This is a genomic window from Nocardioides panacis (assembly GCF_019039255.1).
GTDB lineage: Bacteria > Actinomycetota > Actinomycetes > Propionibacteriales > Nocardioidaceae > Nocardioides_B > Nocardioides_B panacis.
Map to the genome: position 1 here is coordinate 658,429 of NZ_CP077062.1, position 14,817 is coordinate 673,245.

14 protein-coding genes and 1 pseudogene are annotated in these 14,817 nt (G+C 73.9%); 8 read left to right on the forward strand and 7 right to left on the reverse strand.

Annotation, left to right across the window (positions count from 1 at the left end; genetic code table 11):
- Positions 1-40: 40 nt before the first annotated feature.
- On the reverse strand, positions 41-478 hold the full coding sequence (locus KRR39_RS03320) for a CBS domain-containing protein (protein WP_216940739.1): 438 nt from the start codon (positions 476-478) through the stop codon (positions 41-43).
- 114 nt (positions 479-592) lie between these two features.
- Between KRR39_RS03320 and KRR39_RS03325 the strand changes: the two genes are divergently transcribed.
- Positions 593-1,360 carry a hypothetical protein gene (locus KRR39_RS03325; protein WP_216940740.1) on the forward strand — a complete coding sequence of 256 codons (768 nt, stop codon included), beginning with the start codon at positions 593-595 and terminating at the stop codon, positions 1,358-1,360.
- Here KRR39_RS03325 and hisN read toward each other — a convergent pair.
- Positions 1,296-2,204, reverse strand: coding sequence for a histidinol-phosphatase (hisN, locus tag KRR39_RS03330; RefSeq protein WP_216940741.1), 909 nt, complete (start codon positions 2,202-2,204; stop codon positions 1,296-1,298). The genes KRR39_RS03325 and hisN overlap by 65 nt on opposite strands.
- 117 nt (positions 2,205-2,321) lie before the next feature.
- On the opposite strand from hisN, the gene KRR39_RS03335 reads away from it, so the two are divergent.
- Complete coding sequence (locus KRR39_RS03335) at positions 2,322-2,792, forward strand: DUF2231 domain-containing protein (protein ID WP_216940742.1); 471 nt, start codon at positions 2,322-2,324, stop codon at positions 2,790-2,792.
- Here the strand turns inward: KRR39_RS03335 and rsgA are convergent.
- From rsgA to KRR39_RS03360, 5 genes are all read right to left on the reverse strand, one after another.
- A complete protein-coding gene (rsgA, locus tag KRR39_RS03340) occupies positions 2,789-3,772 on the reverse strand; it encodes a ribosome small subunit-dependent GTPase A (protein ID WP_216940743.1) in 984 nt (327 codons plus the stop codon). The genes KRR39_RS03335 and rsgA overlap by 4 nt on opposite strands.
- Positions 3,773-3,774: 2 nt before the next feature.
- Positions 3,775-5,058: a 3-phosphoshikimate 1-carboxyvinyltransferase gene (gene aroA, locus KRR39_RS03345; protein ID WP_216940744.1), complete on the reverse strand. Its 1,284-nt coding sequence runs from the start codon at positions 5,056-5,058 to the stop codon at positions 3,775-3,777.
- 31 nt (positions 5,059-5,089) lie between these two features.
- A complete protein-coding gene (locus KRR39_RS03350; protein ID WP_216940745.1) occupies positions 5,090-5,623 on the reverse strand; it encodes a DoxX family protein in 534 nt (177 codons plus the stop codon).
- 60 nt (positions 5,624-5,683) lie between these two features.
- On the reverse strand, positions 5,684-6,973 hold the full coding sequence (aspS, locus tag KRR39_RS03355) for an aspartate--tRNA(Asn) ligase (RefSeq protein WP_216940746.1): 1,290 nt from the start codon (positions 6,971-6,973) through the stop codon (positions 5,684-5,686).
- Between the two features lie 239 nt (positions 6,974-7,212).
- Positions 7,213-11,211, reverse strand: coding sequence for a sigma-70 family RNA polymerase sigma factor (locus KRR39_RS03360; protein WP_367303778.1), 3,999 nt, complete (start codon positions 11,209-11,211; stop codon positions 7,213-7,215).
- 352 nt (positions 11,212-11,563) lie between these two features.
- Here KRR39_RS03360 and KRR39_RS03365 point away from each other — a divergent pair, with 352 nt between their 5' ends.
- The 6 genes and pseudogenes from KRR39_RS03365 to rsrA all read left to right on the forward strand — a co-directional run bounded on the left by KRR39_RS03365 (position 11,564) and on the right by rsrA (position 14,780).
- On the forward strand, positions 11,564-12,316 hold the full coding sequence (locus KRR39_RS03365) for a hypothetical protein (protein WP_216940748.1): 753 nt from the start codon (positions 11,564-11,566) through the stop codon (positions 12,314-12,316).
- A gap of 9 nt (positions 12,317-12,325) precedes the next feature.
- Positions 12,326-12,634 (forward strand): annotated as a pseudogene (locus KRR39_RS24270) (SOS response-associated peptidase family protein); the annotation flags it as partial.
- 124 nt (positions 12,635-12,758) lie between these two features.
- Positions 12,759-13,082: an SOS response-associated peptidase gene (locus tag KRR39_RS24275; RefSeq protein WP_254185812.1), complete on the forward strand. Its 324-nt coding sequence runs from the start codon at positions 12,759-12,761 to the stop codon at positions 13,080-13,082.
- On the forward strand, positions 13,079-13,735 hold the full coding sequence (locus tag KRR39_RS03375; protein ID WP_216940749.1) for an alpha/beta hydrolase family protein: 657 nt from the start codon (positions 13,079-13,081) through the stop codon (positions 13,733-13,735). The genes KRR39_RS24275 and KRR39_RS03375 overlap by 4 nt, the downstream gene beginning before the upstream one ends.
- A 137-nt stretch (positions 13,736-13,872) precedes the next feature.
- On the forward strand, positions 13,873-14,517 hold the full coding sequence (locus tag KRR39_RS03380) for a sigma-70 family RNA polymerase sigma factor (protein WP_216940750.1): 645 nt from the start codon (positions 13,873-13,875) through the stop codon (positions 14,515-14,517).
- The gene (gene rsrA, locus KRR39_RS03385; RefSeq protein ID WP_216940751.1) at positions 14,514-14,780 is read left to right on the forward strand and encodes a mycothiol system anti-sigma-R factor; all 267 of its coding nucleotides are present in this window, start codon (positions 14,514-14,516) and stop codon (positions 14,778-14,780) included. The genes KRR39_RS03380 and rsrA overlap by 4 nt, the downstream gene beginning before the upstream one ends.
- Positions 14,781-14,817: the final 37 nt, after the last annotated feature.

Here is a 14,817-nt window from a genome sequence, read left to right on the forward strand (position 1 = left end):
TCGGACGGGGGCGGATGTGCGGCCCCACATTACGGGAGGCTCAGGTCTGGCTGCTGTGCACGTAGGAGTCGAGCTGGTCACGCTCGAACTGCAGCTCGCTCATCCGGCTCTTCACCACGTCGCCGATGCTCATGATCCCGAGCAGCCGGCCGTCGACGACCACCGGGACGTGCCGGAAGCGCCGCTCGGTCATCACCTCCATCAGCTCGTTGACGGTGGCGTCGGTGCCGCAGGTGTGCACCGGGGAGGACATGATCGAGGAGACCGGGGACTCCAGCAGCGACTCGTCCGCGTGCAGCCGGCGCACCACGTCCCGCTCGGAGACGATGCCGTCGACGCTCGCGCCGTCCTCGCTCACCACGAGGGCGCCGATGTTGTGCTGGGCCAGCAGGCCGAGCAGGTCGCGGACGGTCGCGTCCGGCCTGACCGTCACGACGTCGTGGGTGGGTTTGCTTGCGAGGACCTCTTTGATGCGCATGGGTCGACCTCCCGGCGTTGCTGACACGAGCTCGCGGTCGGAGCAGGTGGCTCAGGGTAGTCACATCGGACCCGGTCGGCTAGGGGCTCAGGTCCCGGCTGCGAGGATGTCCGGGTGCGACGCGAGCTGCCGGTCGGGGTGGGCCCCTGGGTGTGCCCCGCCCTGATGGGCTGGCTGACCGTCGTGCTCTGGCTGGACCGCTCGGGCGGGGGCGGCGGGTTGTGGCAGCAGCGCGGCCTCGGGGTGCTCACCTGGGGGGTGCTGGCGCTGGCGCTGACCCGGGTCAGCCCCACCGTGCGGGCCCAGACGGCGGTCGTCGTGGTGTTCGCGACCGTGGTGGAGTACGTCTTCAGCCCCACGCTCGAGGTGTACACCTACCGCTTCCACAACGTGCCGGCGTTCGTGCCCCCGGGCCACGGCCTGGTCTACCTCTCGGCCTACGCCCTGGGCCACGCCGCGTTCGTCGAGCGGCACCGGCGCACGGCGGTCGGGGCCGTCCTGGTGCTCGGCGGCGCCTGGGCGGCGTACGGCGTCCTGGTGGCCGAGCGGACCGACGTGCTCGGCGCGTTCTGGTACGCCTGCCTGGCGCTGTTCCTGCTCTTCGGGCCGTCGCAGCCGGTCTACGTCGGGGCGTTCGTGGCGGTCAGCTGGCTGGAGATCGCCGGCACGCATCTGGGCACCTGGGCGTGGGGGACCCACGACCCGACCGGCGCGGTGTCGATCGGCAACCCGCCGTCGGGAGCCGCGGGCGGCTACGGCTGGTTCGACCTCGCCGGGCTGCTCGCCGCGCCGCTCGTGCTCCGGCTCTGGGCCCGGGTCACCCGCGACCGTCGGGGTCCGCGGGACCCGCAGGCTCGGCCGGCGGCCGCCGACGTGCGCTGAGGTCGTGCAGCGACCCGTGCCGGCGCGGGGCCACGTCCGGGTCGTGCTCGTCGTCGGGCAGCGAGCCCAAGAACGCCAGGGCCTGGTCGTGCAGCCGGCCGTTGCTGGCCAGCGCGTTGCCGCCGTGGGGGCCGGGGGTGCCGTCCAGGGAGGTGAACGTGCCGCCGGCCTCCCGGACGATCACGTCGAGCGCGGCCATGTCGTAGAGCTCCAGCTCCGGCTCGGCGGCCAGGTCCACCGCGCCCTCCGCGAGCAGCATGTAGGACCAGAAGTCGCCGTACGCCCGGGTCCGCCAGCACCGCCGCGACAGGGCGAGGAAGGCGTCGAGCCGGTCCCGCTCGTCCCAGCCGGAGAACGACGAGTAGGACAGCGACGCGTCGTCGAGGCGGGACACGTCCGAGACGTGGCACTCGGAGGCCTTCAGCAGCGAGCGGCCGGTCCAGGCGCCGCCGTCCTTGGACGCCCACCAGCGGCGCTGCAGCATCGGCGCGGAGACGCAGCCCACGACCACCTCGTCGTCGACCATCAGCGCGATCAGGGTCGCCCACACCGGCACGCCGCGGACGTAGTTCTTGGTGCCGTCGATCGGGTCGACGACCCAGCGGCGCTGGCTGTGCCCGGTCGAGCCGGTCTCCTCGCCCAGGACGGCGTCCCGCGGCCGGGCGCGGGACAGGGTCCGCCGGATGCCCTCCTCGACGGACTTGTCGGCGTCGGTGACCGGGGTGAGGTCGGGCTTGTTCACCACGTGCAGGTCCAGCGCCTTGTACCGGTTCGTGGACAGCGAGTCGGCGTCGTCCGCGAGGACGTGGGCGAGGCGCAGGTCGTCGGTGAAGGAGGTGGGCATGGGCCACAGGCTATGCCCCGCGGGGCCGGTCGCGGCCAGGCGTGCCGGGGGTACTAGCACCATCGGCCACCCGACGGACACTGACGACCCGCCGGTGGACCGCCTAGCGTCGGGGGCATGGAGATCGCCGGACTGCCCCTGCACCCGCTCGTCGTCCACGGGGCGGTGGTGCTGATCCCGCTCACCGCGCTGCTCGCGATCGGGTTCGCCGTGCTGCCCCGGTGGCGGTGGCTGCTGCGCTGGCCGACCGCCGTCGCGTCGGTGCTGGGCATCGCGCTGGGCTTCCTGGCGACCACCACCGGCGACGCCCTCGAGGAGGCCCGGCCCGAGCTGGAGGCCCTGGTGCACGAGCACGCCGAGCGCGGGGAGCTGCTCGCGAACCTCACCGTCGTGCTCGCGGTCGTCGTGGTCGCCGCGGCGTTCATGCTGCCGGGGCCGTCCGCCCTGGCCAGCGGCCGCGGCGAGGTGTCCCGCCGGGTGGTCTACGCCGACAAGGTGCTGCCGGTCCTGCTGGTGCTGGCCGCGGTGGTGGTGCTGGTGCAGGTGGTGCTGACCGGGGACTCCGGGGCCCGCGCCGTCTGGGGCTAGTAGTCCGAGCTCTCCCGGCTCGCCAGCAGCCGCCGGAAGGAGTCCACCCGGGCGGCCTCCGTGCGGCCCTCGGCGACCGCCTCGTCCAGCCCGCACTCCGGGGCACCCTCGCCGTGCGTGCAGCCGCGCGGGCACGGGCCGGTGAGCTCGGCCAGGTCGGGGAACGCGTGGATCAGGGTGGCCGGCTCGACGTGTGCGAGCCCGAAGGACCGGATGCCGGGGGTGTCCACGATCCAGCCGCCGTCCGGCAGCGCCAGCATCAGCACCGACGTGGAGGTCTGCCGGCCCCGCCCGGTGACCGCGTTGACGTGCCCGATCGCCCGGTCGCTGCCGGGCACCAGCGCGTTGACCAGCGTGGACTTGCCGACGCCGCTGTGACCGACCAGCACGCTGACCCGGTCGTGCAGCCGCTCACGCACCTCGGTTAGGTCGTCGCCGCGCTGGGTGACGACGTAGGGCACGCCGAGCGGGCGGTAGACCGAGAGCAGCGTCTCCGGGTCGGCCAGGTCGGCCTTGGTCACGCAGAGCAGGGGGGTGAGGCCCGCGTCGTACGCCGCGACCAGGGCCCGGTCGATCAGCCGCGGGCGGGGCTCCGGGTCGGCCAGGGCGGCCACGATCACCAGCTGCTCGGCGTTCGCCACGATCACCCGCTCGACCGGGTCGTCGTCGTCCGCGGTGCGCCGGAGCACGGTACGGCGCTCGTCGACCGACACGATCCGGGCCAGCGAGCCGTCGTCGCCCGTGACGTCGCCGACCAGCCGGACCTCGTCCCCGACGACCACGCCCTTGCGGCCGAGCGGACGGGACTTCATCGCGGTGACCAGGTGGCCGTCGACCAACGTCGTGTAGCGGCCCCGGTCCACGGTGACCACCCGGCCGGCGACGGCGTCGTCGTAGGCGGGGCGGTCCTTGGTGCGCGGACGCGTGCGGCGACGGGGACGGTCGTAGGACTCGATGTCGTTCTCGTCGTACCGCGGCATCGTCAGCGGCTCGAGCCGAGGAACGTCGACCAGACCCCGGCGAAGTCGGGGAACGTCTTGGAGGTGGTCGCGATGTTCTCGACCTCCACGCCGTCCACCGCGAGCCCCAGGATGACCCCGGCATGTGCCATCCGGTGGTCGGCGTAGGTGCGGAAGGCGCCGCCGTTGAGCGCGGTGGGCCGGATCGTCAGGCCGTCCTCGGTCTCGGTCACGTGCCCGCCCATCGAGTTGAACTCGGTGGCCAGCGCGGCGAGCCGGTCGGTCTCGTGCCCGCGGATGTGCGCGATCCCGCGCAGGTGCGAGGGGGAGTCGGCCATCAGGCACAGCGCGGCCACCGCGGGGGTCAGCTCCCCGACGTCGTGCAGGTCGTAGTCCAGCCCGTGCAGCGTGCCCGAGCCGGTGACCGTCAGGCCCTCGTCGGTGAGCTCGGTGCTGCCGCCCATCAGCGTGACGATCTCGCGCAGCGCGTCCCCGGCCTGCGTGGTGGCCCGCGGCCAGTCCAGGACGGTCACGCTGCCGCCGGTCACCAGGCCGGCGGCCAGGAAGGGGGCGGCGTTCGACAGGTCCGGCTCCACCTGTACGTCGACCGCCCGGATCGCCGACGGCAGCACCCGCCAGCGGTTGACGTCGGAGTCGTCGACCTCGACGCCGCGCATCCGCAGCTGCTCGACGGTCATGTCGATGTGCGGCAGCGAGGGGACCGGCTTGCCCTCGTGACGGACGTCGACGCCCTCGTCGTACCGGGCGCCGGCGAGCAGCAGGGCGGAGATGAACTGGCTCGAGGCGGACGCGTCGATGGTGACCTGGCCGCCCCGCACGCGGCCGGTGCCGACCACCGTGAACGGCAGCGACCCGCGGTCCTCGTCCTCGACCACGACGCCGAGCCCGCGCAGGCCCTGCAGGATCTCGTGCATCGGCCGGAGCCGGGCGTGCGGGTCACCGTCGAAGACGACCGGCCCGTCGGCCAGCGCGGCGACCGGCGGCACGAACCGCATCACGGTGCCGGCCAGTCCGCAGTCGATCGTCTCGCGGCCGCGCAGCCGCCCGGGGGTGACCTTCCAGTCCACGCCGGTGGTGTCGACACCGATGCCCAGCTCGGTGAGCGCGTCGGCCATCAGCCGGGTGTCGCGCGAGCGCAGCGCCTGGCGGACGACGCTGGGGCCGTCGGACAGCGCGGCGAGCACGAGGGCCCGGTTGGTGATCGACTTCGAGCCGGGCAGCCGGACGGTGGCACGCACCGGTCCGGTGGGGTGCGGGGCAGGCCAGAGTGTGCGGTGCTCGTTCATCGCGACTGAGCGTAGCGGCCCCGGGGTCGGCTCAGGAGGTCACGCTCTTGCGGGCCAGCTTCGCCTGCGCCTTCGCCTCGCGCCGCAGGTGCTTGGCCTCCCGCTTCGCGGAGCCCACGGCGTGCTGGGCGCGCCAGGCGACGCCCGGACGGCCCTCGGTGTCGACGCCGGCCAGCACGAGGCCGCCGAGCATCGAGACGTTCTTGAAGAAGTGCGTCATCTGCTGGGCCCGGGCGGCCTTGTCCTTATGCTCCCAGAAGCGGTGCCCGGCCAGCGTCGTGGGGACCACGGTGGCGGCCAGCGCCAGGGCCGACAGCCGGGGCGCGCGACCGGTGGCGAGCGCGAAGCCCGCGACGATGTGCACGCCGGCGTTCAGCCGGACCATGGTCTTGTCGTCCTGGGGGACCGGCAGCTGCGGGGCGACCTTGCCCGCGAGGCCGCGGATCTCGTCGTTGACCGGCTTGGAGGCCTCCGCGAGCGCGGCGGTGTTCTGCAGGGCGTTGATGCCGCCGTAGATGAACGTGGAGGCGAGCATCGGACGCGCGACGAGTCGGATCAGAGTCATGGTGCCTTCATACCCCAATCCGGCCCCGTCACGCGTCCGGGCGCCGACGGCCTGGCCCGGCTAGGGCGCCAGCCGGTGCAGGTCGCGCGGGAACAGCGTGACCTCCCGGACGTTGGCGGCCCCGGCCAGCCGGGACACCCACCGCTCGAGCCCGATGGCGAAACCTCCGTGCGGCGGGACGCCGTACCGGAAGGCGTCGGTGTAGGAGGTGTACGCCGCCGGGTCGTGGCCGCGCGCGGCCAGCGTCTCGACGTAGTCGGCGTGCCGGTGCAGCCGCTGCGCGCCGCTGACCAGCTCGACCCCCCGGAAGATCAGGTCGAACGAGCGCGACCAGTGCGGGTCCTCGGGGTCGGGATGGCTGTAGAACGCCCGGCTCGCGGTCGGGTAGCCCTCCACGACGACCAGGTCGCTGCCGTGCTCGCGCAGCCCCCAGGCCCCGACGGCCCGCTCGTGGGCGGGGGACAGGTCGGGCTCGTCGGCCGGGGCACCGGCGACCTCCAGGGCCTCGCGGAAGTGCAGCACCGGCAGCTCCGCGGGCACCACGGGTACGTCGATCCCGAGCAGGCGCACCGCCTCGGACGCGTGCTCGTGCACCGCGGCCACCATCCCCGCGACCACGTCGCGCAGCACCGCCACGACGTCGCGGTGGTCGCGGACGAACCCGAGCTCGACGTCGAGCGAGACGTACTCCGCGAGGTGCCGCACGGTGTCGTGCGGCTCGGCGCGGAACACCGGCCCCACCTCGTAGACCCGCTCGAACACCCCGACCAGCACCTGCTTGTAGAGCTGCGGCGACTGGGCGAGGTAGGCCGGCCGCCCGAAGTAGTCGACCTCGAACACGTTCGCGCCGCTCTCGGTGGCCGAGCCGACCAGCTTGGGGGTGTGCACCTCGGTGAAGTCCCGGGCGTCGAGCGTGTCCCGGAAGCCCCGGAGGCTGGCCGCGGCGAGCTTCCAGCGGGCCTGGCGCACCGGGTGCCGCAGGCTCACCCCGGCGTGGTCGAGCTGGGACGGCAGCCCCGCGGTCAGGGTCGGCCGCCAGAGCTCGACCGGCGGCGTCTGGGCGGGGTCGGTCAGCGCCTCGAACACCGGGTGGACCACCTCCACGCCGCCCGGCGCGGACGCGTTCGCCGCGACGGTGCCGGTGACCGAGACGACGGTCTCCTCGCCGTACCCCGCGACCGCGGCCAGCGTGGTCGGGTCCTTGACCACCACCTGGGCCAGCCCGGACCGGTCCCGCAGCACCACGAACGTGACGCCGGACAGCGCCCTGCGGCGGTGCACCCAGCCCTGGATCGTGACGGTCGAGCCCGGCTCGTGGCCGGTCAGCCCGCGTGCGAGTGTGCGTTGCATCGCTTCACCTCCTGAAGGAACCCCAGGAGGTGTGGGCGACGGGGGAGCTCGCTGTGCCACCACACCTTCGTCGTGACCGGACCGGCCGCGACCTCGTTGCTCGTGCTCTGCTCGGGAGTGTCTTCGTCGCCGCGACGGACCCCGCCCTCTCAGCAGTGCCTTCTCAGGCCGGGCGGTTCTCTGTGCTCCGTCGGTCGGCGACTACTCGTCTCCGTCCACGCATTGCCCGGAGCCTAGCCTCAGTGGACGGTGAGGGCACGCGAGTTGTTGCCGCCGTGGGTGCCCTCGTCGACGCCGACGGGAATGACGGTGAGGTCGACCTGGCTGACGCCCGGGTGCCGGTGGGCGAGCCGGGTGTCGACGTAGAACGCGCCCGCGGTCGCGGTCCCGACCCCCGTGCAGGTGGCGTAGAGCCCGTTGGTGGCGGCGTTCCCGGACGCGTCGCTGGTGTAGCAGTCCACGTTCCCCTCGCCGTCGGCGCCGCTGGCGCCTTGGGCGAAGTGGGTCTGACCGGTCCCGAGCCCGGCGTCGGCACCGCCCAGCCGCAGTCGGACCGTGGTGGCGCCCGGCGGCACGCCGCTGACGGAGACCCGGACCGAGGCGTACTGCGTGCTGTCGGCGGTCTGGGTGACGGCGCCCAGCACGACGTCGGGGGCCAGCGTGGCGGTGACGCTGTTGTCGGCCGGTGCCAGCTCGACGTACGGCGCGACCGGTGCGAGGTCGACGGTCACCGGGGTCGCGGCCCGGGGGTTCGCCGGCGTGAGCGTGAACGTGACCACGTGCCCGTCGGCGGGTCCGGTGCAGGTGACCGTCGTGCCCGACAGGCTGCACCCGGTGCCGGTCACGGCGGTCGGCGCCGCGCCGGTCACCGTGTAGCGCACCGAGCCGAGCCCGGGACGGACGCCGCTCATCGTGGTGGCCACCCGGTAGGTCGTGCGGTCGGCCTGCGGGGCCGGGTCGGCGGGCGTCGGCGGGGAGGTGGCCAGGTCGACGCCGGGGGTGAGGCCCGCGATGCTGCCGGACTCGTTGCCCGGGCTGGTGTCGTCGTAGCCCGCGGGCACGTCGAGCGCGATCGTCACGTCGGGCCGGGTGGTGCCGTCGGCGTCGACCGCGAAGTCGACGGCCCGGGCGCTCCCCAGGTCGCCGCACGAGACGGTCCGTGCGTCCTGGACGGTGCAGCCGGGGTCCTGGCCGGCGGTCACGAAGGAGCCGCCGGTGAGCCGGAAGGTCAGCCGGTCCACCGCCGCCGGGACCGCCGCGACCCGGCTGCGCAGCGTGTAGTGGTCGGTGCCGCCGGTGACGGTGTGTCCGACCTGGGTGAGGGCGCCCATCGAGAAGTCGTGGGCCGCCGCCAGGGAGCCGGTCGCGGTGCCGGACGTGCCGAGCTGCTCGAAGTCGCCGCCGGGGGCGACCGAGACGGTGAGCGGTGTGGTCCGTGCCGGGGTCGCGGAGCGGACGGTGAACCTCACGTCGGCAGGCACCGGCGCCGGGCAGGTGAGGCCGCCGGGGGTGCTGGTGCAGCCCGGCGTGGACGAGCCGGTGACCGTGGTGCCGTCCCCGACGGTGTAGGTCACGCCCGGCACCCCGGAGCGGACGTCCGAGAGGTGCAGCGTCACCGGGTAGTCGCCCTGCGCGGCGTGCAGCGCGCCCAGGTCGGACGGGGTCAGCGCCAGCGCGCTGCCCGGGCGCACCGTGACCGGCCTGGTGGTGTTGTTAGAGGTGTCCGGGTCGTCGAACGGGTCGCCCGGCAGCAGCGTCACCGACAGCGGGTGCGCCGAGGGGGCGGTCGACTCGACCAGCAGGGCGAGGCGCTCGCCCTCCACCAGCGAGGTGCAGTGCACCGTGCCGCCGGTCGTGCGGCAGCGGCCGTCGGGCTGCGAGGCGGCGAAGCTGCCGCCGTCGGTGACCGCGAAGTCGGCCGAGCTGCCGCTGGACGGGAGCGGGCCGACGACCCCGGTGAGCGTGTAGCGGTCGGTGTCGCCGGACACGGTGTGCGCGGTGACGGTCGGGTCGCCGAAGGCGTAGTCCTGGGTAGGGCGCCCGGGCAGCGTGACGCCGACCGCGTGCGGGCCGTCACCGACCGCCTCGAACGGCGCCGCCGGGACCACCGAGACGGTGACCGGGGTCGGACGGGTGGCGTCGGCGGCCAGCAGGCTCACCGTGAGCGGGCCGTCGGACGGCGGGCAGGCCATCGTGGCGCCCGCGACGCTGCAGCCGTCGTTGCCGGCGCCGGCGAAGGTCGCCCCCGACGTCACCGCGTAGGTCACCGAGCCCAGGCCGGCCCGCGTCCCGGTGAGCCGGCCGTCGAGCTCGACCAGCCCGTCCCGGCCGGGGTTCGCCGACAGCACCGACAGGTCGAGCCCGAGGTCGGCGCCCGGGGCCAGCGTGAGGGTGTCGGTCCGGTCGTCCGGCGTGGTGTCCACGACGTCGTCGAGCGAGGAGACCGCGACGGTGGTGGCGGTGGCGCCGGTCAGCCCTCCGGCGTCGACCGGGAGGGACACGGTGTCCCCGCGCCGTACGGCGGGACAGCGCAGCACCGAGCGGTCGTCGGAGGCGGTGCAGCCCTCAGCGTCGGCGGGACGGAACCGGCCCGGGCCGGTGAGCTCGTAGCGCAGGCCGGTGACCCGCGGCGGCAGCGACGCGGTGGTCCCGAAGCGGAAGTGGTCGACGTCCCCGGTGACGGTGTGCGCGTCCGGGCCGGTGACCCGCAGCGCCGCGAAGTCGTACGCCGCCGGGCGGGCCGGCCGGAAGCTCCGGACCGCGCCGCTGGAGCCCGCCTGCCCGTCGACCGACACCTGGACCGAGACGTCGTCGGAGACCATGTAGCCGGGGAAGTCCAGCGCCAGCCTGATCGTGTAGTCGCCGATCACCACGGTGGGGACCGCCTGGCCGCCACCCTGCAGGTCGGCGGCCCCCGGCGTGCACACCGCGTGCCGGCCGCTCACCACGCGGCAGGAGGCGTCGGTGGCCGGGTCGGTCAGCGTGGTCTCGTCGGAGACGAGGCTGACGTCCACGACGTCGTCCGCGCGGAGGTTCCGGGTCTCCACGGTGACGAACCCGGCCGGGTCGACGACCGGGTCCCCGATGAACCGGTCGGGCAGGGCGGCGGGCTCGACGGTGTCCGACACGGCCGGCTCGCCCGGGGCCTCCGTGGACAGGGCGCCCGGGGCCCCGGTCGGCGCGTCGGTCGGCAGCACCGGGAGCGCGGACACGGTCGTGCTGGGGGCGACCGCGGTCGGCGGTGCCCCGGGGGTGGTGGTGGCCGGGGCGCCCGGGCTCCTGCTCGGCCGGTCGCCGGGCGAGGCGCCGGGCGAGGCGCCGGGCGAGGCGCCGGGGGACGCCGGCGCGGTGGTCACGGTGCCGCGCGACGGGTCGGCGACGACCTTGTCCGGGGACGGGCCGCCCGTGGTGATCACGACCGCGGCGACGGCGGCCGCGGCGCTCACGCCGGCGGCGACCCCGGCGGCGGTGGCCACCCCGGTGTGGGCGAGCACGAGGTCCTTGGCCCGGGACAGCAGCCCGACGAGCCCGGCCGCGCCGGCCCCGCCGCTGGCGAGGTAGCCGGTCGCGGCGGCGCCGAGCAGCAGCGGGCCGATGATGCCGGCCAGGTTCGAGTTGACCTCGTTGAGCTCGAGGTACATCGCCGTGCACCGGCGGCAGCCGTCGAGGTGCTGCTGCACCTTGCCGGTGTCCCGCTTGGACAGCCCCGACCGGATGAACGCGCCGAGGTGCTCGTTGACCCACCGGCAGTCGGTCTCGGTCAGGTCCGAGATGTGCATGGTCAAGAAGGCCTGGCGGAGCCCCTCCCGGGCCCGGTAGGCGAGCGCGGACACCGAGTTCGCGCTCATCCCGAGCAGCGGGGCGATGTCGGCGGGCTTCTGGTCCTCGACCTCGAGGTGCCAGAGCACGAGCTGCCACCGCTCGGGCAGCGAGGCGAACGCCTTCGCGGCCGCGCCGCTCTCGAAGCCGGCGACGGCGGTGTCCTGGAACGGCACGCCCGGGTCGAACGGCGTCAGGTCGTCGGTGGTGTGCAGCCGCTGCCCGGCGCGCAGCCGGTCGACGTGCAGCCGGCGGACGGCGGTCAGCAGGTAGGCGCGGAAGGCGACGTCCGGGCCGCCACCGCCCTGCAGCACCACGAGCACCTTGGCGAACGCCTCGGAGACCAGGTCGTCGGAGTCGGGGCCGCGGACCAGCTGGCGGGCCAGCCGGTTCGCGGCGGCCTGGTGCCGGCTGAACAGGTCGCCGTAGGCAGCGACGTCCCCCCGCGCACGCGCGAGATCAGCTCGGCGTCGCTGGGCGTGTCTACGTCGCTCAGGAGATCGGTCATGGCCACTCGGTGGAGGGACGGGCCCGGCACGCCGTCATGACGCGGAACGGGCAGGTCACTCCACACGACACGGTAGTCGCCAGGCACCGATTCCGGGATGCAACGCCGGAACTTGCCAATTCGGGCGGCGTCCACGACCCGGGTGGCCGGAAAAACCGCCGAACCCGCGTCATGCACCCGCCGGGTGGCCGTCTCCTTCCTGCACGACCGTGGTGGCGCTGCCGTGGGGGCAGCAGGACGGACGACGTGAAGGAGGCGGTCGCATGCCGATCTTCCCGACGTCGGTGTTCCGCCGCAGTCCCGTCGACCCGGCCCCGGTGGGGCCGGACCTGCCCGACGACGTCCGGCACGCGCTGCCGATGCGTTTCGAGGCGGTGGGGGAGTCCCTGGTGTCGGGCGCGGACGTCACCGCGGCGTGCAGCGTGGTGGGACGTGACGTGGCCCGCGACGGTGCCGCCCTGGGAGAGGCACTGTCCGGGCTGCGCACGACCTACGAGCTGGTGCTCGGCGAGCCCCCGGCCTTCGACGCGACCGAGGCGCTGTCGGTGGCCTGGAGCGACGCCACGCTGGAGTACCTGCACGACCTGTCGTGCGAGGACCCGCTCACCGGGCTGGCCAGCCTGGCCCACGTGCGCACCCGCCTGGACGAGATCTACCGCGAGGCCGAGCTCACCGACGTCGGGGTCGCCGGCAGCCACGCCCTGGTCATCGTCGAGCTGTGCTTCCGGGAGCCCGCCGCCGGCCCGGGCCGCCCCTTCACCCGGGCGCTGCGCCTGGTCCAGGTGACCGAGGCGATCCGCGCCGTCTACTCCGGCGGGCAGACGATCGGCCGGCTCGGCCTGGACCGGGCGGTGGCCCTGGTGCCGCGGACCGTCGACCTCGGCACGTCGGTGGCGCTGCTGCGGGAGTTCCTCGACGACCTCGACCTCGGCGAGGCCGACGTACGCGTCTGGATCGAGGGCCTGCCCCGGTCGGCGGCCTCCGCCACGCTCCTCGTGGACGACCTGGCCCGCTAGCCTGGCCCCATGTGTGGCCGCTACGCGTCCAGCCGGAAGCCGGAGGACCTCGTCGAGGAGTTCGAGATCGACAAGGTCGAGGTCGCCGAGACCCTCGTGCCGGACTACAACGTCGCGCCCACCAAGCAGGTGTACGCCGTGGTGCAGCGCCCGCAGTCGTCGGAGGACAAGGCCGGCCCGTCCGAGCGCCAGTTGCGCACGCTGAAGTGGGGTCTGGTGCCGTTCTGGGCCAAGGACCCCTCGATCGGCAGCCGGCTGATCAACGCGCGCATGGAGACGGTCCACGAGAAGCCGGCCTTCCGGCGGGCGTTCGCGTCGCGGCGCTGCCTGCTGCCCGCCGACGGCTACTACGAGTGGTACGCCACCGAGCAGCGGACCAAGGCCGGGAAGCCCGTGGAAGCAGCCGTTCTTCATCCACCCCGCCGACGGCGGCGTGCTGGCGATGGCCGGGCTCTACGAGATCTGGCGGGACCCCACCCGCGAGGACGACGACCCGGCGCGGTTCAGCTGGACCTGCACGGTGCTGACCACCACCGCCGAGGACGCGGTCGGGCACATCCACGACCGGATGCCGCTGCTGGTGGAGCCCGAGCGGTACGCCGCCTGGCTCGACCCCTCGGTCTCCGCGGTCGACGAGCTCACCGGGCTGCTGGTGCCCGCTGCACCGGGACGGCTCGAGGCCTACCCGGTCAGCACCCAGGTCAACAACGTGCGCAACAACGGGCCCGAGCTGCTCGACGCGCTGCAGACCGAGCCCTCCGCATGACCGACGTCTCGATCGTGGCCACCCCGCACGGCGACGCCCGTCTGCACCGCGACCGGTCGCGGCACCCGGTCGCGACGCTGCTGCTCGGGCACGGCGCGGGCGGGGGAGTGGAGTCCGCCGACCTCGCCGCGCTCGCCGCCGCCCTGCCGCGCAACGGCATCTCCGTGGTGCGCGTCGAGCAGCCCTGGCGGGTCGCCGGCAAGAAGATCGCCCCCCGTCCCGCGGTGCTCGACGAGTGCTTCGTCGCGGCCGCCGACAAGCTCCGGGTGCGCACCCCGCTCGTCGTCGGCGGGCGCTCGGCGGGGGCCCGGTCCGCCGCGCGCACCGCCCGCGAGCTCGGTGCGTCGGGGTTCGTCGCCCTCGCGTTCCCGCTGCACCCGCCCGGCCGGCCGGAGCGCTCACGGCTCGACGAGCTGCAGGCCGTGCGGGTCCCGGCGCTGGTCGTCCAGGGGGAGCGGGACGCCTTCGGCCGGCCCGAGGAGTTCCCGTCCGACCTCGAGCTGACGGTCGTGCCGGGAGCGGACCACGGCTTCAAGGTCCCCCGGCGGGGACCGGTCACCGACGAGGAGGCGATGGCGATCATCGTCGAGGCGGTGCTCGAGTTCGTGGTCCGCGACGTGGTCGGCGCGGCCGGGAATCAGATCCCACGATGACGCGTTGGGCCAAGTGATCGACTCACCAGCAGCACACTCGCGAAGGGAGCAGGATGTCAGCGAGCAGCACCTGCGGCGTTCGGCCACGAAGGAGCGGACGGTCGTCGTACCCCACCCTGCCGGTAGGCTGGGAGGCAATGACTGACATCCCCGCACCGGACCTCGCTCCCGAGGTCGACGTCGCCACGGAGACCGAGGCCGAACGGTCGCTGCGTTTCGAGGCAGACGCCATGCAGTACCTCGACCAGCTCTACTCGGCCGCGATGCGGATGACCCGCAACCCGGCCGACGCCGAGGACCTGGTCCAGGAGACGTTCGCCAAGGCCTTCGCGGCGTTCCACCAGTTCAAGCCCGGCACGAACCTGAAGGCCTGGCTGTACCGGATCCTCACCAACACCTTCATCAACACCTACCGCAAGAAGCAGCGTGAGCCCCAGCAGTCGATGGCCGAGGACGTCGAGGACTGGCAGCTCGCCCGCGCCGAGTCGCACTCCTCGACCGGGCTGAAGTCGGCCGAGGCCGAGGCGCTGGACCACCTCCCCGACAGCGACGTGAAGGACGCCCTCCAGCAGCTTCCGGAGGACTTCCGGCTCGCGGTGTACCTCGCGGACGTCGAGGGATTCCCGTACAAGGAGATCGCGGAGATCATGGACACCCCGATCGGAACCGTCATGTCCCGGCTGCACCGCGGCCGGCGCCAGCTGCGCGAGAAGCTCTCGGACTACGCCCAGAACCGCGGCCTGTCCGCGGCGGGCACAGCGCCGAAGGGGGACCCGTCATGAGCTGCGGCAGCCCCCACGACAAGGACTGCTCCGAGGTTCTCGAGCGGGTCTTCTTCTTCATCGACAACGAGCTCCCCACCGCGGACTTCTCCGAGATCCAGGTGCACCTCGAGGAGTGCGGGCCGTGCCTGCAGAAGTACGACCTCGAGCGCACCGTGAAGGCGCTGGTCCAGCGGTCCTGCTCCGAGCACGCGCCCGAGACGCTGCGCGACAAGGTGCTGCTGCGGATCCGTCAGGTCCAGGTGGAGATCACCGACGTCTGACCCCGGACGCACGAAGACCCCGTTGCCTTCTCGGCTC

Coding starts and splice junctions, on each gene's coding strand:
- rsrA (WP_216940751.1), top strand. CDS start 14,514: ATGAGCTGCGGCAGCCCCCACGACAAGGACTGCTCCGAGGTTCTCGAG.
- KRR39_RS03335 (WP_216940742.1), top strand. CDS start 2,322: ATGGAGATCGCCGGACTGCCCCTGCACCCGCTCGTCGTCCACGGGGCG.
- KRR39_RS24275 (WP_254185812.1), top strand. CDS start 12,759: ATGGCCGGGCTCTACGAGATCTGGCGGGACCCCACCCGCGAGGACGAC.
- KRR39_RS03365 (WP_216940748.1), top strand. CDS start 11,564: ATGCCGATCTTCCCGACGTCGGTGTTCCGCCGCAGTCCCGTCGACCCG.
- KRR39_RS03350 (WP_216940745.1), bottom strand. CDS start 5,623: ATGACTCTGATCCGACTCGTCGCGCGTCCGATGCTCGCCTCCACGTTC.
- rsgA (WP_216940743.1), bottom strand. CDS start 3,772: ATGCCGCGGTACGACGAGAACGACATCGAGTCCTACGACCGTCCCCGT.
- aroA (WP_216940744.1), bottom strand. CDS start 5,058: ATGAACGAGCACCGCACACTCTGGCCTGCCCCGCACCCCACCGGACCG.
- hisN (WP_216940741.1), bottom strand. CDS start 2,204: ATGCCCACCTCCTTCACCGACGACCTGCGCCTCGCCCACGTCCTCGCG.
- aspS (WP_216940746.1), bottom strand. CDS start 6,973: ATGCAACGCACACTCGCACGCGGGCTGACCGGCCACGAGCCGGGCTCG.
- KRR39_RS03380 (WP_216940750.1), top strand. CDS start 13,873: ATGACTGACATCCCCGCACCGGACCTCGCTCCCGAGGTCGACGTCGCC.
- KRR39_RS03320 (WP_216940739.1), bottom strand. CDS start 478: ATGCGCATCAAAGAGGTCCTCGCAAGCAAACCCACCCACGACGTCGTG.
- KRR39_RS03375 (WP_216940749.1), top strand. CDS start 13,079: ATGACCGACGTCTCGATCGTGGCCACCCCGCACGGCGACGCCCGTCTG.